The following is a 1,036-nucleotide window of genomic DNA, read 5'->3' on the forward strand; positions in this document are numbered from 1 at the left end:
GGTGGATTCACACTCGAAGTGCAACACTCGTGAGAAGGCCTCTGCGGGGGTTCGGAAGTCAAGGCATTTGCGCGGGATGTTGTTGTAGGCGGCGACGAGGCGACGGAATCGAGCGTTGGAGAGCGTAGCGAGGTCGGTTTTGCGGGGAATGAAGCGCCGCATGCGGCCAATTGCATTCTCGATGCCGCCCTTCTGCCAGGGCGAGTGAGGATCGCAGAAGAAGGTCTCGATCGAGAGGCCGTGCAGCGCACGATGACAGGCGAACTCGGTGCCGTTGTCGAAGGTAACGGTCTGGCGCAGGCTGTTCGGCAGGTCTGCAAACAGGCGGACGAGATGACGAGCAACACCGCGGGCGACCTTGCTGACGAGACGAATGCCGAGCAGCAGGCGCGAGGTCCGCTCATGCACGGTCAGCACCGCCTGACCGTATTTTGAGAACATCATCAGGTCCGCTTCCCAATGACCGGGGACCTTGCGATCGGCGGCCTCGATGGGACGTTCTGCCAGCGAAACACGGCCTTCGATGAAGCTTGCGGGGCTACTGCTCTTCTTGCCGCGAAGGCCGCGCTTGCTCTTGCCGCGGGGCAGATAACGGCGCCAGCTGTAGTCTGACGTGCGCCGGAGCTGGGCGTAGATGAAGCGGTAAATGCTCTCGTAGGAGATCACCTTGCGGCCATAGTCGCGGGCGAGCCGGCCTGCGACCTGCTCGGGCGACCAGCCCTGTCCGAGCCGCTCCAGGACCGCGCGGCGCAGGCCGGGCTCCCGGTCGAGGCGAGAGCCCGTCCAGCGCCGCGCTCGTGCCCGTTGCTCGGCATAGCCAGGCTTGTAGCCAACCTGCCTGCCTCGATTACGCTTCAGTTCCCGAGAGATCGTTGATGGCGAGCGATCCAGAGCTGCCGCGATTTGCCGGATCGAGCTGCCATTGGCCGATAGGCGGGCAATCTCGCATCGATCGTCAAGGGATAGCTGCTCGTAACTCCGCCCCATGGCAACACCTCCTCGAGGAAGTGTTGCACTTCGTTTGTGAACTCAGGGG

The 1,036-nt window shown here is 63.2% G+C and carries 1 protein-coding gene; it reads right to left on the bottom strand.

What is annotated here, in order from left to right; all coding sequences use genetic code 11:
- A partial coding sequence (locus IVB46_RS37955) for an IS30 family transposase (protein ID WP_247344891.1) occupies window positions 1-987 on the bottom strand: 987 nt, incomplete at its 3' end.
- Window positions 988-1,036: the final 49 nt, after the last annotated feature.

It is taken from the genome of Bradyrhizobium sp. 61, assembly GCF_023073075.1.
Classification (GTDB): Bacteria; Pseudomonadota; Alphaproteobacteria; order Rhizobiales; family Xanthobacteraceae; genus Bradyrhizobium; species Bradyrhizobium barranii.